The sequence below is a fragment of the Tissierellales bacterium genome (assembly GCA_025210965.1).
GTDB lineage: Bacteria > Bacillota > Clostridia > Tissierellales > JAOAQY01 > JAOAQY01.
The window spans coordinates 1-25,335 of record JAOAQY010000044.1 but is presented as its reverse complement, the minus strand read 5'-3'; the positions used below and the strand labels follow the sequence as shown (position 1 = coordinate 25,335).

General features: G+C 33.2%; 15 protein-coding genes. 13 read left to right on the top strand and 2 right to left on the bottom strand.

Annotated features, from left to right (window positions below):
- Nucleotides 1-5 precede the first annotated feature (5 nt).
- The 6 genes from grdF (at nucleotide 6) to N4A40_03130 (ending at nucleotide 7,558) form a co-directional block, all read left to right on the top strand.
- Entirely contained in the window at nucleotides 6-1,313 is a 1,308-nt protein-coding gene (gene grdF / locus N4A40_03155; protein MCT4660833.1) for a sarcosine reductase complex component B subunit beta, read from the top strand.
- Between the two features lie 21 nt (nucleotides 1,314-1,334).
- Entirely contained in the window at nucleotides 1,335-1,730 is a 396-nt protein-coding gene (locus N4A40_03150) for a GrdX family protein (GenBank protein ID MCT4660832.1), read from the top strand.
- An 80-nt stretch (nucleotides 1,731-1,810) separates the two neighbouring features.
- Nucleotides 1,811-2,899, top strand: a complete 1,089-nt coding sequence (locus tag N4A40_03145) for a hypothetical protein (protein MCT4660831.1) — start codon at nucleotides 1,811-1,813, stop codon at nucleotides 2,897-2,899.
- A 55-nt stretch (nucleotides 2,900-2,954) separates the two neighbouring features.
- Nucleotides 2,955-3,620: a TetR/AcrR family transcriptional regulator gene (locus tag N4A40_03140; protein ID MCT4660830.1), complete on the top strand. Its 666-nt coding sequence runs from the start codon at nucleotides 2,955-2,957 to the stop codon at nucleotides 3,618-3,620.
- 237 nt (nucleotides 3,621-3,857) lie between these two features.
- Entirely contained in the window at nucleotides 3,858-5,900 is a 2,043-nt protein-coding gene (locus N4A40_03135; GenBank protein MCT4660829.1) for a methyl-accepting chemotaxis protein, read from the top strand.
- A 104-nt stretch (nucleotides 5,901-6,004) separates the two neighbouring features.
- Nucleotides 6,005-7,558, top strand: a complete 1,554-nt coding sequence (locus tag N4A40_03130) for a diguanylate cyclase (GenBank protein ID MCT4660828.1) — start codon at nucleotides 6,005-6,007, stop codon at nucleotides 7,556-7,558.
- Between the two features lie 105 nt (nucleotides 7,559-7,663).
- On the opposite strand, the gene N4A40_03125 is transcribed toward N4A40_03130, so the two are convergent.
- A complete protein-coding gene (locus N4A40_03125; protein ID MCT4660827.1) occupies nucleotides 7,664-9,019 on the bottom strand; it encodes a purine permease in 1,356 nt (451 codons plus the stop codon).
- A 579-nt stretch (nucleotides 9,020-9,598) separates the two neighbouring features.
- Between N4A40_03125 and N4A40_03120 the strand changes: the two genes are divergently transcribed.
- The 6 genes from N4A40_03120 to N4A40_03095 all read left to right on the top strand — a co-directional run bounded on the left by N4A40_03120 (nucleotide 9,599) and on the right by N4A40_03095 (nucleotide 20,927).
- Nucleotides 9,599-11,011 carry an APC family permease gene (locus N4A40_03120; GenBank protein MCT4660826.1) on the top strand — a complete coding sequence of 471 codons (1,413 nt, stop codon included), beginning with the start codon at nucleotides 9,599-9,601 and terminating at the stop codon, nucleotides 11,009-11,011.
- Between the two features lie 215 nt (nucleotides 11,012-11,226).
- Nucleotides 11,227-14,058 (top strand): hypothetical protein, encoded by a 2,832-nt coding sequence (locus N4A40_03115; GenBank protein MCT4660825.1) that lies wholly within the window; start codon nucleotides 11,227-11,229, stop codon nucleotides 14,056-14,058.
- An 88-nt stretch (nucleotides 14,059-14,146) separates the two neighbouring features.
- Entirely contained in the window at nucleotides 14,147-15,328 is a 1,182-nt protein-coding gene (locus N4A40_03110; protein ID MCT4660824.1) for a pyridoxal phosphate-dependent aminotransferase, read from the top strand.
- 82 nt (nucleotides 15,329-15,410) lie between these two features.
- Nucleotides 15,411-17,009 carry a hypothetical protein gene (locus N4A40_03105; protein MCT4660823.1) on the top strand — a complete coding sequence of 533 codons (1,599 nt, stop codon included), beginning with the start codon at nucleotides 15,411-15,413 and terminating at the stop codon, nucleotides 17,007-17,009.
- A gap of 170 nt (nucleotides 17,010-17,179) precedes the next feature.
- Complete coding sequence (locus tag N4A40_03100) at nucleotides 17,180-19,177, top strand: class I tRNA ligase family protein (protein MCT4660822.1); 1,998 nt, start codon at nucleotides 17,180-17,182, stop codon at nucleotides 19,175-19,177.
- A 211-nt stretch (nucleotides 19,178-19,388) separates the two neighbouring features.
- Nucleotides 19,389-20,927 carry a hypothetical protein gene (locus N4A40_03095; GenBank protein MCT4660821.1) on the top strand — a complete coding sequence of 513 codons (1,539 nt, stop codon included), beginning with the start codon at nucleotides 19,389-19,391 and terminating at the stop codon, nucleotides 20,925-20,927.
- Between the two features lie 105 nt (nucleotides 20,928-21,032).
- Here the strand turns inward: N4A40_03095 and N4A40_03090 are convergent, their stop codons facing one another.
- Nucleotides 21,033-23,093 carry a methyl-accepting chemotaxis protein gene (locus N4A40_03090; protein ID MCT4660820.1) on the bottom strand — a complete coding sequence of 687 codons (2,061 nt, stop codon included), beginning with the start codon at nucleotides 23,091-23,093 and terminating at the stop codon, nucleotides 21,033-21,035.
- Between the two features lie 332 nt (nucleotides 23,094-23,425).
- On the opposite strand from N4A40_03090, the gene N4A40_03085 reads away from it, so the two are divergent.
- Nucleotides 23,426-25,021, top strand: a complete 1,596-nt coding sequence (locus tag N4A40_03085) for an ABC transporter ATP-binding protein/permease (protein ID MCT4660819.1) — start codon at nucleotides 23,426-23,428, stop codon at nucleotides 25,019-25,021.
- The last annotated feature ends 314 nt before the right edge of the window (nucleotides 25,022-25,335 follow it).

Below are 25,335 nucleotides of genomic sequence, written 5' to 3'. Positions count from 1 at the left end.
AAATCATGGGGAAAATAAAAGTAGTTCATTATTTGAATCAATTTTTTGGAGGCATCGGCGGAGAAGAAAAAGCTGATATTACACCAAGTCTTAAAAAAGGTGCAGTAGGCCCAGGAGCATCGCTTGCATCATTTCTTGGAGATGACTTTGAGATAGTAGCTACAATTGTTTGTGGTGATAATTATTTTGGTGAAAACCTAGAGCAAGCTGAAGAAACTATTTTAGAAATGGTTAAAGGCGAAAATCCAGCTGTTTTTGTTGCTGGACCAGCATTTAATGCCGGTAGATACGGTGTAGCTTGTGGTACTATTGCAAAGGCAGTAGAGGAAAAGCTTGGAATAAAAGTAGTTACTGGAATGTATCCTGAAAATCCTGGTGTAGATATGTTTAAAAAGGATTTGCATATAATTGAAACACCTATTTCAGCAGCAGGTATGAAAAAGACAATGCCAAAAATAGCAAATTTAGTTAAGAAAATGGTTGGAGAAGAGGAGATATTATCTCCAGCAATAGAAGGATATATTGAAAGAGGAATTAGAGTAAATTACTTCAATGAAATTAGAGGCTCAAAAAGGGCGGTCGATTTACTTGTTAAAAAATGCAATGGTGAAGATGTTGAAACAGAGTATTCTATGCCTACATTTGACAAGGTTGCTCCAAATCCAGCTGTAAAAGATGTGAGTAAATTAAAGATAGCTGTAGTTACATCGGGAGGAATAGTACCTCATGGAAATCCAGATCATATAGAGTCATCTAGTGCAACTAAGTGGGGAAAATATAGCATTGAGGGAATGAGTGCTATGAGCAAAGACGATTTTATGACAGTTCACGGTGGATATGATAGAGCCTATGTGCTTGAAAATCCAAATTTAGTAATACCACTTGATGTGCTTAGAGAGATGGAAGTGGCAGGTGAAATTGGAGAATTAGCTAATTATTTCATCAGTACTACGGGTACGGGGACATCTACTGGAAATTCAAAGCGTTTTGGTGAGGAATTCACTAAGGGTTTACTAGAGGATAAGGTTGATGCAGTCCTATTAACATCCACTTGAGGCACTTGTACGCGTTGCGGTGCAACTATGGTAAAAGAAATTGAGAGAGTAGGTATTCCAGTAGCACATATAGCTACAGTAGTTCCTATTTCGCTTACAATTGGAGCAAATAGAATAGTTCCAGCTGTTGGTATTCCTTATCCATTAGGAAATCCATTACTTGGAGAAAAAGATAGCAAAAAGGTTAGAGAAGAACTTGTCAGAAGAGCATTGAAATCTTTAGAAACTGAAATAGAAGAACAAACAGTATTCGAATAATAATGTATTGGTGGTGGTCCTGTGTTTTATAAAGAGAGTAAAGCGGTTATAGTTACGAATAATAAAAAAGTATGTGAGAAATACGCCAAAGTCGTGGATGTTAAAGTAGCGGAAAATTATATCGGTGTGCTCACAACGGCAAAATATATGGTTTCGGATGGATATGTACTTTTGACTCATCCACAAGCAGGTAGTTTAAAACCCAACCAAACTCCATATAGAAGTGTGATGCTCGAGAAAGGTAGCTCGGGAGGGACTGATGTAAACGGCGTGATGCTATTAGACAGCGCGATAGAAACTTACCATAAATTTATTAAGAATCATCCTGTGCCGATTTATGAAGAGAGCATAGCTGACGACCATAGAACCATTGATCAATCTTTGATTGACAATGCAATCAGAAATTATTTGAAATAATCATATATTCAGCCTGTTTTTTGCGGGCTGAATATTTTTTAAGGAAAAATGCACATATAATAGCTATTTAGGAGGGTTATATGGATTATAAAAAGGTTTTTACATTTGCAGGTGCGTTTATAGCTTATTTGATTGGATCAGGTTTTGCAACAGGACAAGAGGTACTTCAATACTTTACATCATATGGTTATTGGGGAATAGCTGGGGTTTTAGTTACACTTTTGCTATTGATGTATGTTGGATATAGTTTTATAACAGTGGGGCAGAGAGAACAATTTGAAAGAGGTAGTGATATATATAAATACTATTGCGGCAATATATTGGGAAATTTTTATGATTATTTTTCGATAGTTTTCATATACCTATCATTCATAGTAATGGTTGCAGGAGCAGGAGCAACACTTAATCAGCATTATGGTCAACCAGTAGTAGTTGGAGGAACTATAATGACTATAATAGTTACGTTAGTCGTGCTCATGGGATTGAATAAAATAGTGGATATAATAGGGAAAATAGGACCGATTATAGTATTTATGTCTATAGCAGTAGGAGCAATAACATTGTTTATGAACTTCGGTCATATAGGAGAGGCTAGTAGAAGTATTCCGGATATGAATATAATGCAGGCATCGTCTAATTGGTTTATGGCAGCGACATCTTATGTTGGATTTTGTATGTTGTGGTTAGCTAGCTTTTTGGCATCTATGGGAGCGACTGCGGACAGCAAAAAACAAGCTGGAATGGGAGCAATTATAGGTGCGACACTTTTTTCTATAGCAGTAGGGGTAGTTGCTATGGGACTTCTTTCGGTTATAGAATTAGTTGGTAAAAGTGAAATACCTATGTTAATAATGTCAGGTAATATAAGTCCATTTCTAGCAACAGTATTTTCTATAATAGTGTATTGTGGAATATTTACAACTGCAGTGCCACTACTTTGGTCAGCATCTTCAAGATTTACAGAAGACAAGAGTAAGAATTTCAAGGTACTTACGATAGTATTAGCTGTTGTAGGACTAATTGTCGGAGTTAAATTGCCATTTTCAAAACTGGTCAATGTAGTTTACGTATTGAATGGATATGTCGGAGCGGCTCTTTTAGTGATTATGATAGTTAAGGACATCAAGAAAATAGTTACTAAAACAGCATCTGAAGAAGAAGCAGCTTAAATTTTGTTGTAAAAATAGACAGTAAATGCTATAATTTCTTCGGAGGTACGTGTATATGGTGATTCAAGGAAGAAATTTTAGTAGAAGAGAATATATTATAAAAGCGCAAGAGATTGTAAAAAAAGAAGGTGTCGAAAGCATATCAATTAGGCGATTAGCTAAAGAGATGAATTGTAGCACGACTACATTGTATAGACATTTTGACAATCTCAATGAACTATTGGTATACGCTCAATTGGTATATCTAGAGGGATATGTGACTCAGCTTCACGATAAAGAAGCGCAATGGAAGAATATATGGGAGAAGCACATAGGTATATGGGAGTGTTATTCAAGGCAGGCTTTCAGGTATCCAAAGGCTTTTGACTGCATATTTTTTGGACCACAGAGCAAGATTCTTCCAAGAGCGTTGCAAGAATACTATGATATGTTTCCAAATAGTATAAATATCGTTAGCGAATATTTGCAGATTATGCTTAAAGAGGGTAGTTTTCTTAAAAGGGATCAGTACATGTGCAGAAATTGTGTGAAAGAAGGAGTTATTTCCATAGAAAAAGCACTAAAATTAAATAAGATGGCAGTGTATTTTTTCAAAGGAAAATTCAAGACTATATTAGATGAGGGAACAGATGATATAGAGAGAGAAGTTAATGAAGTTGTAAACTATATTAAAGATATGGTTCTTTATTATTCAGATGATCCTTTAAATATATCATTGTAGTTTTTATAATGTATTGAAATAGAATATTTTTGACGTAATAGTTATTTTGGGGTTTACAAAATAAATAGCTATTACGTCTTTTTTTTATGTCAAAATATTCGAGTATAACGAATTATACGGTGTTTTTTAATGATGGCTGTTACTTAAATATTATTGGGGATTCTATTTTGTAAAGTTAGCTGTTATAGTAAAGAAGAAGCAAAGGCAAAATAAAGGAAAGAAATTAAGGAGGAGAAAATGAGTAAAAGACGTAGTATAGCAAGCAAATTAGTATCTATTGTATTGGTAGCCATAATATTTATTTTCGTAATATCTGGCATAGTGGTTTACAATAATACTAAAACTGAATTAAGGGCAAATATCGTCAAAAATATTGAAACTAAGTCTGATTTAGTTGACAAAAGTATATCTAGTATATTTGAGATAACTAGGCAGATTGCAAATCAGGGGACTACTGATGAAAATGTTAAACGGTATTTGAAAGAGGTCGAGACTAGGGAGCAAATCACAAGCCATGATTTGTATGATACAGTCAGTAGAACTATAACTAATGTTGCAGATTCATATGAAAATTTAATGTTTATTTTTATAGCAAGTCAAAATGCTGATTTCTTTATAGACAATACGAAATATGTTTCTAAGCCTAGTTATATAACGAGTGAAAGACCATGGTATAAATTAGCAATGGGAACTGATGGAGTTGCATTTACACCTCCGTATGAAGATTCTGGCTCAGGAAATACTGTAATATCAGGTATTACAGCTATTGAAGATCAAGGAAAAGTCATAGGTTTCTATTCGGCAGATATTTCACTTAAAAGAGTACCAGAGATTATGGAAAATTATAAAATTGGAGAAAAGGGCACAAACTTTTTGATAACAGATGAAGGTCAAATTGTTTATGCTGCTGACGAGACATTGATAAAAGAAGAGAAGCATTTATCGGATGTCAAGGGATTTTCATCTGTAGAAAGTGAAGTTTTATCTGGAAAGTCAGATATTACTGAACTAGAATATAATGACATAGGTTATCTGGTATCATATGAGCCAATAGAAATAAATGGATGGGGAATAATTCAATTAGTTGATAAATCAGAAGTCTTTGCACCGCTATCAAAATTTACTGCACTTTTGATAGGTATTTATATAATTGGAGCATTTGTTTTAGTAACCATAGTATTCATCAGTATAAAAAAGACTATTAAACCTGTAGTTCAAGCTGCTGATTATGCACAGCTTTTAGCAAAGGGAGATTTTAGAGAGGATATTTCAAGTGATTTTGTTAAGAGAAATGATGAGATTGGGGCATTGTCAAAGTCATTTCAGTATCTTACAGATAGCTTTAGAGAACTAGTAGGAGAAATAAAGGATACTTCTGATAGAGTTACATCTTCTGCAAGTTATTTAAACGAAACTGCTGAGCATGTTGCAATTGCATCTAGCGAAGTGGCAACGACTATACAAGAAATTGCAAAAGGTGCTACCGATCAAGCCGAGAGTACAACTGAAGGAGCTATGAAAACAGCAGAACTTGGAGATTTGATTGAGGAAAACAAATCACATATGAGGGATTTAAATCAGGCTTCAACAAATGTATTTGGATTAGTTGAAACGGGGCTAGAAATAGTTGATGACTTGAGTGTAAAGGCAAAAGAGACTAATTTAGCAACTAAAGAGATTTTTGATGTAATCAAAAAAACAGATGAAAGTACAGGAAAGATTGGAGAAGCTAGTAATATGATAGCTTCAATAGCAGAGCAAACTAATTTACTGGCATTAAACGCTGCTATAGAGGCGGCTCGAGCAGGAGAAGCTGGAAAGGGATTTGCAGTAGTTGCTGAAGAAATTAGAAAATTAGCTGAGCAGTCAACTGAATCCACAAAGAGAATAGATGAAATAGTTCAGGAACTTATAGATAGCTCTAGTTTGGCGGTTTCGACTATAGAGAGGGTAACTGAAATCATAGAGCAACAGGTTAATAGCGTAGGAGATACTGAAGGAAAGTATAGAGAAATATTTGAAGCTATAAAATTATCTGAAACTGCAATGAAGAAACTCAATGCTTCTGAAAAGGCAATGGAAAAACAAAAAGAAGATATATTGGATACTATACAGAATCTATCCGCGATAGCAGAAGAGAATGCAGCTAGTACTCAGCAGTCATCAGCATGTGTAGAGGAACAAACTGCATCGATGGATGAAATTTCATCAGCTAGTCAGTCATTATCTGATTTGGCAAATGAACTGAATGGTGCAATAGGTAAATTTAAAATTGATTAGAGAAAGAGCCAAGAGTAATTGTAAACTCTTGGTTTTTTTATTGAAAATAATCGCATTTAGGAATATAATGATTGAGGATTAAAAAATCTATAGGAGAAAGAGATATGTATGCTATTGATAAAAAGAAGACTATTGTCAAAATTAGTAGTATTATATTGATTGCAACAATGCTATTTGGTTTGTTAGAAATTATATTGATTAGCGATTATAAAAGGGAAATTAAGAATTACGATGATGATTGCATTGCACGTTATGAGGAAGAGTATAATACCATAGTATCGGGTTATAGAATGATTGCAAAAACATATTTTGATGAGATAATAAATAAAGATGAGATACTGAAAATTATGAGTACAGTGTATTCAGCGAATGCGGAAAAAAAGTCTTATTTGAGAGAAAAATTAGCTGATGAGTTGCAAGGAACATATGAGAATATGGTAGCAAATAATTTTAGGCAATTTCATTTCGTTTTAAATGATGATACGAGTTTTTTAAGAATGCATAAAAAAGATAAATTTGGAGATAGTTTGACTGATATCAGAGATACAGTTCGAATTGTAAATTCATATCATAGATATGCTGAGGGATTTGAAGAAGGTAGGGTCTTTAACGGATATAGATTTGAATATCCTCTTTTTTATAAAGAAACTTATTTGGGTTGTGTAGAAACTAGTATATCATTCATGTCTATAATTCAATTGATGGATGAATTATTTGAAAATCCAACATCATTCATGATAAAGAAATCGATAGTGAATGGAAAGGTTTGGCAAGAGCAGATAGCTGATAATTACAGAGAAAGTAAATTGTCAGCTGATTATTACTATGATAGAGAAGCACTTTCATATGTCAAAAAATATGGGAATTATAGCAAATTAATAGAAAATGTTGTTGGCTGCGAGGATTTTATATCAAAATTAGATAGTTTTTTTGACGATGGAGAGACTTTTTTAGTCAACTCTGATATAAATGGAACAATGTATTCTATTACATTTTTGAGTATAAAGAATGTGGTTGGTAAAAGTGTGGGTTATCTTGTATTTTATAGCAAAAATGAAGCGTATGGTAATTTTAAAAGAAGTATGATCATAAAGAGCTTCCTGGTATTCTTTTTGTGGATACTAGTAATGGCTATAATAGTACTATCACATGCATCAAAAGAAAAGGTAAATAGAGTGATGTATACTGATAAATTGACAGGAGCTTATAATAGAAATCGTTTCTATGAATATATGAAAATGCTTATGGAAAAAGCACATAAATCAGGAGGCGATTTAGCTATTATCATATATGATGTAGATTACTTTAAATTAATAAATGACAAATATGGACATTTAGTAGGAGATGCAGTTTTAAAAGAAACAACGGATTTGATAAAGAAAAATATAAGGTCTACAGACAGATTGTTTAGATTCGGTGGAGATGAGTTTATTATAGCATTGACGGATACAGATTTAGCTGAGGCAGGTAGACTAGCTGAAAATATAAGGAAAATGGTTTATGACAGAACTCATTTTGCTAAAACGGTTCATGCAGTTACACTCAGTATGGGTGTTGCAGAATACAAAGATGGAGAGCAGATTCACGAATTTATAGCTAGGGCTGACTATAAATTGTACGAAGCTAAAGAGGCTGGAAGAAATATAGTAAAAGGTTAGAGTTATATAATACTTAACTGAGATAAAAAAAGATCTACAAGTTCAATTTAATTGAAATTGTAGATCTTTTTTTGTGTGTATGAATATGAATAAATAATAGAGTTATTATTTTGCAATTTTTTCTTCGCTGTTTACCTCAACAAATTTATTTTCTTCTTTCAATACGATATTTAAAATAAGTGCAGAAACTGTACCAGCACTTATGCCAGAAGAGAAAAAGCTTTGTATAGCAGAAGGCATGCTATTTAGTAGATCAGGACGAACGGTAACGCCCATACCTATTCCTAGAGAAATTGCTAAAATTAGCATGTTTCTATTGTTTAAGTCTACATCTTTTATTGTTTTTATACCAGCAGAGACTACCATACCGAACATTATAATACCTGCTCCACCTAAAACTGGACTAGGCATTATAGCTATTAGCGCTCCAAGTTTTGGAAATAGTCCAAGTAAAACCAATATGATACCAGCTACTGCAACTACAGAATTGCTAGCAACTTTTGTAAGAGGTATTAGACCTACATTTTGTGAAAAAGATGTATTTGGACCAGCATTAAATATACCAGCTATAAAAGAGCCCACACCATCTGCTAATATCCCTCTAGATATATCTTCAGATTCCAATTCTTTTTCAGCAGCTTCTCCAACTGCAAAAAGACATCCTACTGTTTCCACTGTTGTAACTAAATATGCGGTTACAAAAGCAACAAAAGCTCCAAAGTGAAAGCTAATACCGTATTTAAAAGGCATTGGCACTGAAAACCAGCTTGCATTTGATATAGCTGAAAAGTCGATCATACCTAAAGGAATACAGACTATGTAGCCAAAGATGAGACCGATTATAACTGAAGCAGAAGAAAACATGCCCTTACCATATCTATTTAGTAGCATTATTACAACCATTACAGAAAAGGCTATAGATATGTTTTGTATACTGCCGTAGTCAGGAGAGCCAACACCACCAGCAGTCCAATCAATCGAAACTGGAAGTAGAGTAAGCCCTATTAGCATTACTACAGTACCGGTTACAATTGGTGGGAAAAATTTTCTAAGAGGTTTTATAAAGCGGCTCAAAAATATTTCTATGAAAGAACCCATTATAGTAGCGCCAAACATACCAGCTATACCATATGCAGATCCGACGGCTATTGAAGGCCCTACAAATGTAAAGTCGGTGCCCATTATACAGGGAAGTTTAGCCCCTACAGGACCGAGTCCTTTAGCCTGAATATATGTAGCAATACCAGCTGCCAATAAAGCAGAACTTACTAAAAATGCTACATCTTCTAATGGTAAACCGAGTGCTCCTCCAACAATCAGTGGTACTGCAACTATACCGCCAAATGCGGCCATGATGTGCTGAATACCCAAGAGTACAGCGATTTTGAGTGGTGGCTTGTCGTCTATCTTGTACAAAATTTCACTACTACTGCTACTACTTGATACCTTAGATGTGTCCATAAAGTATTCCCCCTATATTCTTTTATTTTAAAGTTATCACTTTGATATTTAAATGTCAATGTATTTTCAGAATATTTGGAAGAAAATACAAAAAAGTTAAAAAAACACAGTTAAAGTAAATGATGAATTCGTTCAATTTATACTCACAAGTTAGAAAATGATCTGTAGTTAGTAAATTGGCATGGATTAGTAATTAATCAATGATTATGGACATGTTTTTTTATGCATTGGTCGATGCTCGAAATGTGTTCAAAAAAGAAAGGATATAACTGAAACATGGTAAAAAAATAACTTCAAAAACATTGAAATATAGTATATAATAATGATTAGCGAGGGATATATATTCAATATATATATTGTGTTCTGACTTAAAAAATTACATTTTTTCTTATGTTTATTCTTTTCTTTGATTTAATCAATTTGAGTTAGCAAATTAATAGCAGTAAATCATTTGTGCAATTGATTTTATTTTAGCAGTAGTTTTTAGGTATTAGTAAATACATTAGAAACGCTTTTTTTGTTGTACAAATTTTTGTTGTGGGAACAATGACACCATGTTATTTTGAAGGGAGAGGTTTGATGAATAGTGATGGCAGTGATTTTAATAGGGTATTGTCGAAAAAGGATATACTAGCACTTGCGTTTGGAGCAATGATTGGTTGGGGATGGGTTGTTCTAGCTGGGGAATGGATAAAGATGGCAGGAATGTTAGGCGCTATGCTTGCATTTGTAATGGGTGGCGTGATGGTCTTATTTGTAGGACTTACTTATGCGGAGCTTACATCGGCTATGCCAAAGTGTGGTGGCGAGCATGTTTTCAGTCATAGAGCGCTTGGATATAACGCATCTTTTGTTTGTACTTGGGCTATTGTATTGGGATACATATCGGTTGTAGCATTCGAAGCAGTTGCACTTCCGACTGTGGTGGAGTATTTATTTCCATCCTATTTGACTGGTTATCTCTATGAGATAGCTGGATACGATGTATATTTATCTTGGGTGTTGGTTGGAGCTATTAGTTCTATAATTATTACTATAGTAAATTACTTTGGGGTGAAAGCAGCTGCTTTTGTCCAAGGAATAGTAACATTCTTGATTGCTTGCGTTGGAATAATGTTATTTACAGGATCATTTACTGCGGCACCAGCAGCAGAAATGGTACCACTATTTCAAAATGGTGGAAAGGGAATATTTGCAGTTGCTGTAATGACACCATTTATGTATGTTGGTTTTGATGTTATACCTCAGGCGGCAGAAGAGATAAATATGCCATTTAAAAAAATTGGAAAAATAATAGTATTATCAGTAATAATGGCTGTAGTATGGTATGTGATGATTATATTTAGTGTGTCAAAAACGTTGAGTGCAGAACAAATTCAAGGTTCAAGCTTGGTTACAGCAGATGCAATGATGGCTATATTTGGTGGTAGTCCTATAGCAGCTAAGATAGTTGTATTAGCAGGTATAGGAGGAATACTTACTAGTTGGAATTCATTCTTTGTAGGTGGAAGTAGAGCAATCTATGCTATGGCTGAATCGGGTATGCTTCCTAGCTTTTTGGGGAAATTACATCCTAAGCATAAGACTCCAGTAAATGCTATATTTTTGATAGGAGCACTTTCAACATTAGCACCACTTCTTGGTAGAAGTATGCTTGTCTGGCTTAGTAATGCAGGGGGGCTTACCATAGTTGTTTCATATATGATGGTTTCTATATCATTTTTAGTTCTTAGAAAAAATGAACCCAATATGAGTAGACCTTATAGAGTTAAAAACGGTAAATTTGTTGGGACTATGGCTGTACTTCTTTGTGTAGGTATGATATGTATGTATATGCCTGGTGGACCAGCATCACTAATATGGCCTTATGAATGGGGAATTATACTTGCGTGGTCAGCATTGGGGGCAGGCTTCTTTGGCTGGATGAAGTGGAAAGCGGTAAGAGAAGGTTCAGCGGAAGTGGGCGTGATAGAACAATCATCAGTATCTTAATGTTACAGAATAGAGTTTTAAAAAGATCAGGACTAAAGTTTTGCTTAAGTTTGAGCGGGGCTTTGTCCTGATTTTTTGTGTTTAATCAAAATTTTAATAATTTTGTAACAGCTTGAACGATTGTAATGTGTATAATAAAATTATGTATACGCGATTTGTGAAAACAGAAAGTAGTGTAATATTTTACACTACCGACTAAATTGGGGAGTGACAATATGAAAAAAAGAGGTAATTTTATTGTTTTGGTAATGGCGGTATTTTTTGTGCTTATGATTGCATGTAGTTGTGAGTTTCAACTCGAGGGAGAAAAATCTAGCAAGAGTGATGTGCTGAGTTCGGCAGATAGTTTGTATGAGAATATTGATGAAGTATTTGATCCGGAAATGCTTTTTTGCGGAGTGGTGTCGGAATGGTCGAAAAAGAGCCATAAAATTGTAGAGTACTATAAAATAGATAGAAAAAGTCATATAAAAGCAAATGATTTAGATGAGAGCACTGTGTTTTTAAAATTAAAAATAGGGGATATGTTGGAAGAGAATTTTAAGTTTGCTAAGGATAAAATGGTTAGAATTTCTCAAGAAGATATAGAACAGGGAGATTTAGTTTATTTTCATAGAAAAAGTGAAGACTTATCGAAAGAAGGAAATATAGATGCTGTGATACTGGTAGAACAGGATGAGAAAAGTATATCAAATATTAAAAATTATGATGATGAAATTGAAGAAAATTTAGGTCTTTATATGAGCGAAGAATTTATAGTTACTCGAGAAAATGGAAGATTTTTGTTTTTTGATTATGATAGATGGCTCAATTATAAAGGCGAGAAAAAGGACTTTTCAGATTTATACAATACTGATGGTAGAACTTCTTTTAGATATATTTTAAGTCCCGATGATTTAAAGGGAATCGGTCTTATTTACTTCACTGATTTGGATTCGATTGAATATGCAACAAAATACATTGTAAAAGCAAAAATAAAAGATGTTGGGTCGTCAAAAAATAATTTTTATGTGACTTATGAATTAGAAAATAAATCTGAGTTAGTAGAAGAGATTATTAAAACTCATAGTGATATGAGTGAAGAAAGCAATGAATACTTAGAATCATGGAATGAAGGGGATATAGTATTCTTGAAAATAAATTGCCTGGATCAATTAGTATCAATAGAAAAATTAGATGATGAGGGCGAAAACAAAGTAAATCATTTGGAGAGAGGTTTAGTAATAGATGTAGAAGAGTTAGATAAATACGGCGATTTGGTTGAAATGACTTTGAAAGATGAAGATGGCAAGTTGAGAACGTTTTGGTCAAATGATAAGGGATACTTTTATCAAGAATTGAAACATTCAGTTATAAGTATAGATTCAGTTGCTGGCGGGTATGTAACAAAGGTTAATCCCATCATATCAAGAGAAAAAAATTCAGCATATTATACAGTACTAAATTCAAGCGATGGACAATTAGAACTAGGATATGGAAATATGAGTAGCATGGCTCCAAATCAATTTGATGAAAATCAAAGATCATGGGTATATTTGGCTGATGATTGTATATGGTTTGGCCAAAAAGAGAATCAAAATATTATAGGAGAGAGGATATATATTGAGCTAAATGATGAAAATAGAATCAGAACTGTCCTCGCTAATACAAGTGTAAGAAGCATGTTATTTGCAGGAAATTCTCCATATGTTGAATCAGAAGATAAAAAAACCTCATTAATAATAGGTCAAGTTTTTAAAAGTGGATATGGTATAGGATCATTAGATATAAGAGGTTTGTATAATAATATAGATGGAAAAATAATTGTAGATGAAAATACTAGAGGCTATGAGTATAGTTATGATTACGATTTTATAGTTAAAAATCCTGGGGAATTGAAAAAACTTTACAAAAATAGATTGGAAAATTTAAAAGAGTTTGATTTGACAAGTGAGAGATTTAGAAAAGGTGAAATTTATTTATTTAATGTTGGGATTGATGATTTTGTTGCAAGGGATATGATAAAAATTGTTCCAAGTGAAAGATCAATATTTGATGGAGAGTTAACGAAGATGAGATTTGAAACATCATCAGGAGATATTATCGAGTTGGATGATGAATTTGTAATTGTAAACGGAATAGAAAGGATAGGTATAAATGAATTTTTGGAAAAATATGAACATGGAGTGAAGAATGCAGTTGTATTAGTTGGTGATAGTGGAAAGGCAGAATGTGCAATTGTGACTAATAATGGGATATCTTATGTGCCATTTAGTTTCGAAAAATGGTCATCTATAGGGGAAAATAATTACACGGGATTTGGGATTGAATTTGATTCTAGCCAAATGGAATTATTTGATTTAAAGTCTGGAGATTCTATTAGATTTCATTTGAAAGAAGAACCAGATATCAAAAGACTTTTTGGGAAAAATGAGGTTGATAAGGATGCGCTTTATAAAATAGAAGGAGAAATATTCAAAAAAGATTGGGCGGAAGAACTTGTAATTAAGGGCGTTGAATATTTGGGGAAAATAAATGAGAGTTACATATATCGTTACTTAGGTAGATTAAATGGAAAATTTGTATTTGGAATGGGTGAAAACACTAATGATTTTGATTTAGCACATAGTTTTATTTTAAATGAAGCTGAAGAGTCTAAGTTTAGGGATGCATTAGACTATGGAAATATTTACAAAAATGATGAGAGAGCATATGAAGATATTTATTTTGAATTCTTTAGAGATGAAAATAAAAATTTGAAGGCTATAGAGAAGGTTTCTATGCAGATGTTTAATGAAAAATCAGAAAAATTCAAATCGCAAATTATTCCAGCTGAGGGAAGGCCTTTGAAGAATGAATATGTCGATGACTTGGTAGAAATATTAGATGTTGTAAAACAAGAGAATGATTACAAGCTTACAGTAAAAACTTCAAATGGAAAAGAGAAAGAAGTAATTGCTGTAGCTGACAATTGGTATAGGTACATTGTTGGAGAAAAGTTAAATGCTAGATTTGGAGTAGTAGATGGAAAAATAAATACATTAAATTGGGTAAATGGTATTGAATAAATTAATGGTAATATTAGGATGATTTGGGGTAAACTATATACAGGGATTAGACAAATTCATGATTTTGAAGAAAGGTGGTATACGTTAAATGAGGTATGATTTTAGTAAACCTATTAATCGTGCGAATACTCATTCGCTTAAATGGGATGGTATAAAGGAAAAGTTTGGAATAAATCCGGAGGGGATACTACCTCTGTGGGTTGCAGATATGGATTTCAAATCACCTATAGAGGTAGCTGATATGTTGAAGCACAAAGCTTCTCACGGTATATATGGTTATTCTGGTGATTTTGAAGATTATGAGGATTCAGTTATTAGATGGATGAAAAATCGTCATGGATGGGATATTGATAGAGGATGGATTGCGTATACACCAGGAATAGTAACTGGTTTAAATTTGTTAGTATCGGCACTTACAAAACCAGGAGATAAAATTATAGTTCAGCCACCAGTATACACGCCGTTTTATGAAGCTATTAATAATCATGGATGCGAAGTAGTTGAGAATCCGCTGATCAAAAATGGAGATAGATATGAGATGGATTTTGAAAATTTAGAATCTCAAATGTCTGAAAATGTTAAATTACTTATACTTTGTAGCCCTCACAATCCTGTTGGGAGAGTTTGGACTAGAGAAGAACTTACAAGACTTGGTGAAATTTGCGAAAAGCATGGTGTGATTGTAATTTCGGATGAAATACATGGAGATTTGATTTATAAAAAGTCTAAACATACGCCATTTGCTATGCTTGGGGAGTCATTTGCTCAAAATACAGTGATATGTACAGCTCCAAGTAAGACGTTTAATGTAGCTGGATTAAATACAGCAAATCTCATCATACCAAATGAAAAATTACGAAAAGCTTATCTAGATAAGAGAGCTTCGTTTGGTATATCTAGGCCAAATGTATTTGGTTTTGAAGCACTTGAAGCTGCATACACGTTTGGTGAAGAGTGGCTAGAACAATTGCTAGTATATTTAGAAGGAAACGCTGATTTTGTGAAATCTTATATTGATGAAAACCTGCCACAAATAAAGGTATCAAAACCAGATGGCACTTATTTGATGTGGCTAGATTTTAGAGGCATGCCTGTAAAAGGAAAAGAACTTGAAGACTTTTTGATAAGGGAAGCTAAAGTACTTATGAATCAAGGTGATTGCTACGGTACTGGCGGAGACGGATTTGTGAGATTAAATATAGGTTGTGCTAGAGTAGTTTTAGAAGATGCGCTTGAGAGGATAAAGGTGGCAGTAGAGAAATTGAATTAGAAGGATAGCCATGTGCTTTTGTATTTGGATATGAATTGAGATATTCACGCTAAGCGTAAACAATGAATAGGAGGAATGTCTTATGAGAAAAAGGATGTTTTTTACGTATTTATTATGTTTGGTACTAATTACAATTCAAGTTTGTCAAGTAAGTGCAAAGGCAGAAAAAACTAGCATAAAAGAGGAAAAGTTTGATTATTATCTTTCAAAGTTGGAGGCGGAGGAACATCATGAAGATGGTATAGGTTACAAGTTTATAAGGATAGATGGTGATTATTATTACTTTGGATATAGAGCTAACGTATTTACAGAAATGTTTGAACCAGAAGATATTTTTGGACTGAAAATGGACCCGAATTACGAAAAAATAATAGATAATTCAAAAGAGTACAAGCCTGCGTTTTTGGAAGATTATATTTGGAGAATTGATTTGAATAAAAAAGGTGAAATTATCAAGCTGCATCCAATAGATCGTGTTTATAATTTTAAAGGTTATAAAACTCTTAATCCAGAGCCTTTAGGGACGAATATGGAAGGGCATCTGAAAAATGAAGTAGTACAGATTACAGACTTTTACTTTGAAGGTTTAGAAGAGTGGATAGAAGTAGACGATAAAGTTAACGAACCTTATTATATGAAAAATAGAGATTATGAAGAGTGGGTTTTGAGATATAATTTGGAATCTGTATTTTTTGAAGATGATAATCCGATGTTTCTGGTCAAAGAAGACATAGTTCTCGCTCAATTTAAAATAGAGAATGGCAAAAAGAAAGAACTCTTAGAAGTTTATGATAACAATAGAGTCTATAATCCAAATTATTGGTTCATGTATGATATTTACAAGGTTATTTCAAAAAATAACGATGTATGGACATTTGGATGTCGGCGAGATAAGGATACTAATGTAGAAGAATTTGGTATAAATGAAAGGTTTTCACTGAAAGAAAATAAAGATATGAAGCAGTTTTATGATGAAAATGGAGCTATCGGCATTGGGGATTTTGTTCTTATATACACAATGTCACAGGCAAATGAATTTTCGGTATTAATTAAGCTAGATCCAAAAGAGGTAAAAGAGCTTAGCAAAGAGGCTAAAGGATTTACTCACTATGGCAAGACACTGGGGTTCGATTCGAGATACTTTTACCCAGGATTCGTTTCGGAGACTAGTGATAAACTTGCTGTGATTAGATATGTAGATCGAAATCCTCTTCATATAAAGGATCGTGAATTAAATCATATAATTATACCAAAGGAAAAATACAGCGATGTGAAGGTTTATTTTGTAGACTCTATAGAAAGGAGAGCTACAATTGAAGATCTTACGGACCCTAATAAGATTTTTGCTATGGACATATCAGATTTGAAAGCTGGCGATATGTGCTATGTACATCCATATAAAGATATAAAAGCTATAGTAGTTGTAAAAAATCCGCCTAGTTTTCTATGTGATGTGGATTCATTTGAATATTCGATCAAATATAACTATAGTAGTGCAGATGGATCTTTATTTGATGATGTAAGCGAGCAATATATTCGCGATAAATTTTATTCAGATGCATTCACGCTAGATGAGATAAAGGGAAGAGACGATTTTGATGGATTTGTTAGAATTACTGAATTAGCACCTATAGGATATTATAGAATAATTAGTTTGATTAAGTTAGAGTTATTCAAGTAGTAATGGTTAATGGATAGTTGTGGCTTCATATTATTATGAATTTGCGAGTCAATAATAATTGCAATTGGCTCGTATTTTTTTGAGTCAATTATTTTTTGACATAGAGTTGGTTCTTCTAATATAATGTGGTAAAATAAAGGTTAGATATTTATATAGAAGGAGTGGATTTCATGAAAGGATTTAAGCGACCTAGACCGGAGTTTCCAAAACGCGCGGTGATAACGGCAGGTATGCCTTATGGCAATAAATCTCTACATTTTGGACATATTGGTGGTGTGTTTATTCACGCGGATACATATGCAAGATTTTTGAAAGATAGAATTGGAAAAGATAATGTAATATTTGTTTCAGGTACAGATTGCTATGGTTCACCTATAATTGCGAGCTATAAAAAGTATTTAGACGAGCACGGTACTGAGGCGGAGCATGTATCACTTAAAGATTATGTGTACGGGTTTCACAAATTGCAAAAAGATATTTTAGGTAAATACGATGTAGCACCTAGTCTATTTGCTTCATCTGCATTCGATAGAAGTGGAGAAATCCACAAAGAGGTTTCAAATGCACTTTTTGAGAATTTATACAAGAATGGTTATTTGAAGAAATTGTCGACTCTTCAGTTTTATGATGAAAAAGAGGGAGTATTCTTAAATGGTCGTCAGGTAGTTGGAGAATGTCCTTTTGAAGGCTGTCAGTCAGATAAAGCCTATGCTGATGAATGTGCATTAGGACATCAATATATGCCAAGCGAGCTTATAAATCCTATCAGTATATTGTCAAATGAAAAGCCTGTATTAAAAGAAGTTGATAACTGGTATTTTGTATTAGATGAATATACAGAGCAGCTTTATAAAATGGTTGAAAAACAAAGAAAAGAGCGATTGGTAAGACAAACTATACTGAACGTAACAGAAGAATTTTTGAAAAAGCCTGCTATTTATGTGACTAGAAAAGAACAGGAAAAAGTTATAGAAGCAGGAGTAGAGTTTGAAAATGCTACATTGATAGATGAAGAGAAAAAACCTTCTGTAACATACGAGTTTGAATCATTAGATGATAGAGATAAAGCTAGAGCTATATTAGATGCAAAAACTATAAGATATAGAACTGGAAAAACTCTAGTTCCGTTTAGACTTTCTGGTAATGCAAAGTGGGGAGTTCCTGTACCAAATACAGATGGATTGGATGATTTGACATTCTGGGTATGGCCTGAATCTCTTTGGGCTCCTATTTCGTTTACTAAAACGTATTTAGAATCTATTGGCAAAGATGCTGCTGATTGGAAAGATTGGTGGATTTCAGAAGATACTAAAGCATATCAGTTCATAGGAGAAGATAACGTGTACTTTTACGGAATCGCTGAAATGGCTATGCTTATGGCATATTTGGGTCATGGACCTAAGTCAGAAGAGGATGTTGAAAACATTAATTTCCCTCAATTAGTAGCTAATCGTCATTTATTGTTCTTAAATTCTAAGGCTAGTAGCTCTGGAGATATAAAGCCACCTATGGCTGATGAGCTTTTAGACTACTATACAAAAGATCAGCTAAGAATGCATTTCTTAAGCCTTGGTCTTTCTAAGAGAAGTGTAAGTTTTAACCCACAGCCATTTGACCCAGATGCGAATAAAGATGAAGCAGACGTGGTTCTTAAAGATGGTAATTTACTTACTAATGTTTACAATAGATTACTTCGTTCTTGTTTCTATACGACACAAAAGTATTTTGATAACAAAATTCCTAATTTAGAAGTATCTGAAGAAATGCTTCAATTAGTTGAAAAAACTGCTTTGAATTATGAGCAAAATATGTACAGACAAGAATTCCACCGTGTGATTTCTGATTTGGATAGTTTAATTAGAAAGCTATCTAAGTATTTCTCTAGAGAGATGAAGAAAGCTGACGATGCAGATGATAATGACATGAGAGCACAGGTTATAGCTGACAGTTTCTATGGTGCACAAGTGACACTTACACTGCTTCACCCAATAGTACCAGAAAGTAGTGAAAAAGTACTTGAGTACATGAACTTAAATGACAGTGTTTGGTCTTGGGATTACATCATGGAACCTATTTCGAAGCACATGAATGATGTAGAAAATCACAAAATAAATACAATTCCACCTAAATTTGACTTTTTTGCCAAGCTTGAGAGCCAGTTTAAGTAGATAAATTTTAAAAATTACATGAGCTGTATTGCCAAAAAACAAGTGTATTTTACTTGTTTTTTGACGATACAGTTTTTTATTTTGAGCCGAGATTGATATGAATTTTTGCATGGCTCAAAAATTCACATAATATATCAAAGTATATTTTAAGCTGAATTTAATTGTTATTTTTGGGCTAAAGATGTAAAATCAATTTCATGGAGGTTTTTATATGAAACATTTTAGAGTTACAAATGATAAGAAACGTGAATTTGATGATATGAGAAGGTATGTGATTAGACGATCTGAAAATGGCGCAGATGGATGCATTGATGAAATGACTTGGAGAGATTTAGTCATGGATGAAGTTTTTAAAAAGATAGATTATACATCTTCTACAGCAGGGGAGTATGTTTTTTACGATATGCTTAGAAGACCTGTTTTTGACAATGAAACACTATATGATAGACAAGAAAAAATAAAGAAGTTTGAAAATGATGAAATCATTAAACAAAAAGTGGTAAAGGTACTTAGAAAAGCTGGCAAAACTGATATGGATGTGGCAAATATTCTTTATTCGGATATGGAGTATGAGAAAAAGTTTCATTGGATTTGCAAAGGTCTTTATCTGGCGTTGATTGTTATGATGATTTTAATGGCAGTGATAAAAAGTTCTGTATTTATGTTTGCATTTGGAATTCTGCTCATGGCAAATATGGCACTGCATTATAATTTGAAAATGAAAATGGTGGGTAGAGTCGAAGCTGTTCAGTACTTGGGAAGACTAGTTAATTGTAGTGAAGAGCTCGCAAGAGTGTTTGACTCTATTGATTCAAATACGGCTAAAGAACTTAGATCAATAAAGAAAGAGTGCAAGAAACTAGGAAAACGTTCGAGAAATGTGTCTTTAGTTGAAGGACTTGACGTGCTCGGAGATTACCTAACTATAATATTTCTGATTAAAGAGAGATCGTTTTTTGATTCTGTACGAGAAGTTGAAAAAAACAAGGAACATCTTCAGAGGTTATTTCGCATATTTGGGGAGGTAGACACATTTGTTGCAGTTTCAGAATACAGAGAATCCATAGAGAAATATTGCAAACCTGTATTTAGAGAAGAAAGTAAATATCTAAAATTAAGGGGAATAGCACATCCTCTAATTGATAATCCGATATCTAATGATATAAGTGTATCAGGACATAGTGTTTTGATTACAGGTTCTAATATGTCAGGAAAATCGACTTTTGTGAGAATGGTAGGGGTAAACGCATTGTTGGCACAGACCATTATGACTTGCATTTGCGACAGTTATGAAGCTAGTTTTTTCAAAATAGTTACGTCTATAAGTCCGCAGGATGATTTGATGGGTGGTAAAAGTTATTATATGAGTGAGGCTGAATCAATAAAAAGAATAGTTGATACAAGTGGAGATAAAATAACGACACTAGCTCTCATAGATGAAATTTTCAGAGGAACTAATCCAATAGAGCGAGTTAATGCTGCAGCTGAAATACTTGATTATGTGGATGCGAGAAATGGACTTGTAATGGTGGCAACTCACGATTTAGAACTGACAAAGATGGTTAAAAATTATGATTTTTATTACTTCATGGATGATGTAGACGACGAAGGATTGGCATTTGATTATACTATAAGACCTGGAATTTCGCCTACTAGAAATGCAGTGAAAGTATTGAAATTATTGGGATATCCTGATGAATTGCTCGATAGAATAGAAAAGCAATTGGAGACAAAAACATTAGCTGTATAGTTTTGATAAAAGAACTCAGGATATGTGAGATTTAAAATAAATTTATCATAAAAAAAGCCCTATTATACTTCGCTTTGAAGTGTGATAGGGCTTTGTGTTAGGGCATTATTTAGTTTTAAATTTACTTATCTCTTCTTGTAAATCTTGAGAAAGTGATGCAAGTGATTCGCTAGAATTTGCTATTTCTTCCATGGAAGCTAATTGTTCTTCCGTAGAGGCTGAAACTTCTTCAGTTGAAGCTGCATTTTCTTCTGCTATAGAAGAAAGATTTTGCATTTTATCTAATATTTCGTTTTTCTTTTCGTGAACTTGTTCACTATAAGCGACCATATTTGATATTTCAATTGCTACAACTCTTATAGCTCCTTCTATTTCTTTGTATTTTTCTTCTGTTAAATCAACACTTTTTAGCTGTTCTTTTAGAGTGTCTACCATTGACTCCACAGTTTGAACTGCGTCATTTGAGTTTTCTATAAGCTCTGTAACTATAGCATCGATTTCTTTTGTAGATTTGCTTGATTGTTCTGCCAGTTTTCGTATTTCCTCTGCGACTACTGCAAAGCCTTTTCCGTGTTCACCGGCTCTAGCGGCTTCTATAGCAGCGTTTAGAGCGAGTAGATTTGTTTGCTCAGCGATAGATTCGATTACGATACTAGCTTGCTTTATTTTTTCAGAACTATCGCTAGTTTTTAGTATTACTTTTCTTATGCTTTCAGATGCGTGCTCACTGTTCTTAGCTTTTTGAGTAAGATCAGATACTATATCTAGTCCAGATTCTATAGATTTTTCAACAGATGCAGATTGCTCATTTATTTTTTCAATTATATTTTGTTCTTTTTCAACTAAATCTCCTAATTCTTCAGTTTTGAAAGATCCTTCCTGAGTATCTAAGGCTTGACCAGTTGCACCATTTGCAATTTCATCTACAGTCTTTGTTATCTCCTCAGAAGTTAATGCAGCTTGGTTTGCAGCAGTTGAGAGCTCATTTGCCGCTGAATCTACTTGCATAGATGATTCCTTGACCTGTTTTAAAAGTGAATTAAAGCTAGAATCCATATTTTCAAATGCTTCTGCTAGTTCGCCAAGTTCATCTCTTCTATTTAGAAATTTCTTTGGTATTTCATTGCTCAAATCACCAGAAGCCATTACTTTAGCAAATGCAGCAGCTTCTTTTATAGGTTTTAAACTTCTTCGTATCATTATATAAATCAATACTACTAAAAATGTAGCTCCAGCTAGATAGCTCATTGACATTACAAATACAGCTTTATGAAGGTCAGCTTGCATTTCTTCTTGTTCCGCTAGTATAGCAACTGACCAGCCACTTATTTCTATTGGTTGGTACGACATATAGTATGATTTTCCTTCATAATCAATATCTATTATATCGTGTTCACCAGCTATCATTTTGCTACCGATATTCTTTAAATCACTGTCATCTAATATATTTTCAGTCATTATTTTTTTATCATTTTTATCGTAGATTATAGTACCATCACTAGAAATCAATATATTTCGGCCCATATCACCTATGGTCTGTTCCTCCATGATTACAGGTAATTCGGATATACTCATGTCTATACAGGCAAAGCTACCAGCTTCATCTCTATAGAGTTTTGATAGAGTTAGTACCAATTCTCCAGTTATAGCATCTGTATATGGTTTTGTAAAGCCAACTCTAGTAGTATTTTCAGCTGATTTATGCCAAGGTCTTTCAGTGGTTTTATAATCTCTATCAGATCTAGTTTCGTTGTTTCCTATTATAAACGAAGCTCTATCATTTCCTATATATGCAAGTCCAATAGTAGAATTATTGTTTTTTATTTGATCTAATGTACTTACTATATTGCTATATGAGTCTGCAGTATTTACTTCATCATATGTATTTACAATTGATAGATAGTTTTTGAAAAATTGATTGTTTATCATTTGATCTACTGTTACAGAACCTTTTTCGAATACTTTACTTATACTTTTTACAGCACTTTCTGACCTTAGTTCTATTCGTCGTTTAAGATTGTCATTTAGTTGATTATTCATAGAGTAAATACTCATTGATCCGACAATGGTGAAAACTGCTAATATAGCTACCAAACAGACTATTGAAAGTTTGATTGCTAGAGATCCTCTACTTTTAGATTTTGATATTTTTTTTACATTTTTCATAAAAACCCCCCTCTGCCAATACATTACAGCTCAACTCCCCTATAAAGCTATAACATTATGTAAGTATGATTAAAATTTAATCGTATTTACTAATTAGAATTTTATCACAAAAAATCATTAATTTATACGAAAATGTTGCGATTTGTTAATAAACAGAACCGGGCATAGCATTGATATAAAAATGACATTTTTTTGTGATTCCAATTATTTTGCTATTCGCGGTCAAATACATACCTTTCATGGAAAAACATACCAAAATACTTGGATTTGTTGTATAAATATAATAGGTTTATTTAGAAATTATGAAATATATAATTAATAGGAGTGGTTGAATGAAACATTTAAAATTCGTACTTAGGTTTGTAAGGAAGTATAAGATGCGAATATTTTTGGGGCTGTGTATTATATTGCTGTATCCACTACTTACCATCAGAATACCGATGATGATGAAAGACATGATAGATATTACAATACCAAGTAAAGATTTAGTACATATAAATATGGCTATGTGGTCTATGATTATACTATTTGTCATTAGTCGTATACTAAAATATGCTGAAGATAGGATATTTGCAGAGGTAAATTTACATATGGTTAGAGATATAAGAATAGCATTATTCAGCCACATTGTGAAAAGCGGGGTAGAAGATACTTCAAATTACACAAAAGGAGACTTGATAACTAGGGTAGAAGAAGATATAAAGAGTATAGTAGTTCTGTTTGTAGATGAAATCGCAAGGTGTATGCAAAATTTGGTTGTGCTAGTGATGAATGTATTTATGATGTTTATGCTTTCAAAGGAACTTGTGGTTTTAGTAATATTTATGATGGTAGTGTATATAGCTATTGTAAGCATATTTAATTCAAGACTAGAAAATTACTACATGAAATATGTGAAAACGCTGACATTTAGCAAAGATATGTTGGTTCAATTGATTGATGGTCTCGATTTTTTGAAGATAAATAGAATGTCAAATTTTGCAGCGGACAGATATAGTGATACTGCGAATGAAAAATGTTTGGCTAATGAAAAAAAGATGTATTGTAAACTAGCAGGTTCTAGTTTAACGGCTACAATTTCAGGGGTAGTACCTTACTTTATACTTGGAATTGGAGGATCAATGACAGTTTTATCGGATTTTACTATTGGGGAGATAATAGCTTTTAATACATATTTAACTGCTAGCATAGTTCCTCTTTCGGCAATTGCAAACTATTTATTCAACTTTAGTCAAGCTAAGGTTTCTAGTGATAGAATGGATGAAATATTGGATTTAGAGGTTGTTTCACAGGAGGTAGAATCGTGCGAATTAGATATGATACTTCAAAATGCTGATTATAAAGTAGGAGATAAGCATATATTAAAAAACACGTCTATTTCCATAAACAAAGGCGAAAAGGTAGCTATAATAGGACATTCTGGTTCTGGAAAATCTACATTGGCTAAGGTGCTTACAGGACAATTAGGATACGATTCGAATACAGATAAAAGCGGATTTAGAAAATTTACTGGACAATACATTTGTGCAGAACCATTTGTGTACTCAGGAAACTTGCTTGAAAACATACTTTGTGGAAAACCATTAGATCAAAGAAAGTTAGAAGAAGTAATAAGGATATCGAGAATAGATAGATTAGGTTATGGATTTGATTCCCTAGTAAGCGCTTGGTCACATGGTGAAAAACAAAAAGTCAGTCTTGCAAGAGCACTATATGCAAATAAAGGCGTATTGGTAATAGATGAAGGGCTTTCAAATATCGATAGAAAAGAGCTGATTATTATACTTAAAGAGTTGATAGAAATAGAAGGACTTACTATGATATTTATAACACATATAGTTGAGCTTACAGAGTTATTTGATAGAATCGTAGAGATGAAAAGTGGAAGAGCAAGAGAGAAACAAATAAAACGTAACGGATTAGCATAGCTAGAATGACTTATTCCCAAAAAACAGACAGATGAAAGCTTGAAATTTTGAATTTATTGGCTTTGCTGCTTTTTGGGATTTTTTATTTTGGAAAAAACTAAAAAAGGTGAATACTCAAATGTTTACAACTTGGAAATATGTGAGGAATATATTAGAGACAAAACGCGGTTACTATATATTCATAATGCATTTAGGAGGACATAGAAGAATATGAATTATAAGAAGTTGATATCGGCATTGGCAATAGGCACTATGGTATTTGCAGGCGGAGTGATGGTGTTTGCAAATAGCGGAGGAATCACTGTATCACTTGG

Excerpts from the sequence above, each read along its gene's own strand:
- N4A40_03085 (MCT4660819.1), top strand. The coding sequence starts at position 23,426 with ATGAAACATTTAAAATTCGTACTTAGGTTTGTAAGGAAGTATAAGATG.
- N4A40_03095 (MCT4660821.1), top strand. The coding sequence starts at position 19,389 with ATGAAACATTTTAGAGTTACAAATGATAAGAAACGTGAATTTGATGAT.
- N4A40_03100 (MCT4660822.1), top strand. The coding sequence starts at position 17,180 with ATGAAAGGATTTAAGCGACCTAGACCGGAGTTTCCAAAACGCGCGGTG.
- N4A40_03115 (MCT4660825.1), top strand. The coding sequence starts at position 11,227 with ATGAAAAAAAGAGGTAATTTTATTGTTTTGGTAATGGCGGTATTTTTT.
- N4A40_03090 (MCT4660820.1), bottom strand. The coding sequence starts at position 23,093 with ATGAAAAATGTAAAAAAAATATCAAAATCTAAAAGTAGAGGATCTCTA.
- N4A40_03110 (MCT4660824.1), top strand. The coding sequence starts at position 14,147 with ATGAGGTATGATTTTAGTAAACCTATTAATCGTGCGAATACTCATTCG.
- N4A40_03120 (MCT4660826.1), top strand. The coding sequence starts at position 9,599 with ATGAATAGTGATGGCAGTGATTTTAATAGGGTATTGTCGAAAAAGGAT.
- N4A40_03125 (MCT4660827.1), bottom strand. The coding sequence starts at position 9,019 with ATGGACACATCTAAGGTATCAAGTAGTAGCAGTAGTAGTGAAATTTTG.
- N4A40_03130 (MCT4660828.1), top strand. The coding sequence starts at position 6,005 with ATGTATGCTATTGATAAAAAGAAGACTATTGTCAAAATTAGTAGTATT.
- N4A40_03140 (MCT4660830.1), top strand. The coding sequence starts at position 2,955 with ATGGTGATTCAAGGAAGAAATTTTAGTAGAAGAGAATATATTATAAAA.
- N4A40_03105 (MCT4660823.1), top strand. The coding sequence starts at position 15,411 with ATGAGAAAAAGGATGTTTTTTACGTATTTATTATGTTTGGTACTAATT.
- N4A40_03145 (MCT4660831.1), top strand. The coding sequence starts at position 1,811 with ATGGATTATAAAAAGGTTTTTACATTTGCAGGTGCGTTTATAGCTTAT.
- N4A40_03135 (MCT4660829.1), top strand. The coding sequence starts at position 3,858 with ATGAGTAAAAGACGTAGTATAGCAAGCAAATTAGTATCTATTGTATTG.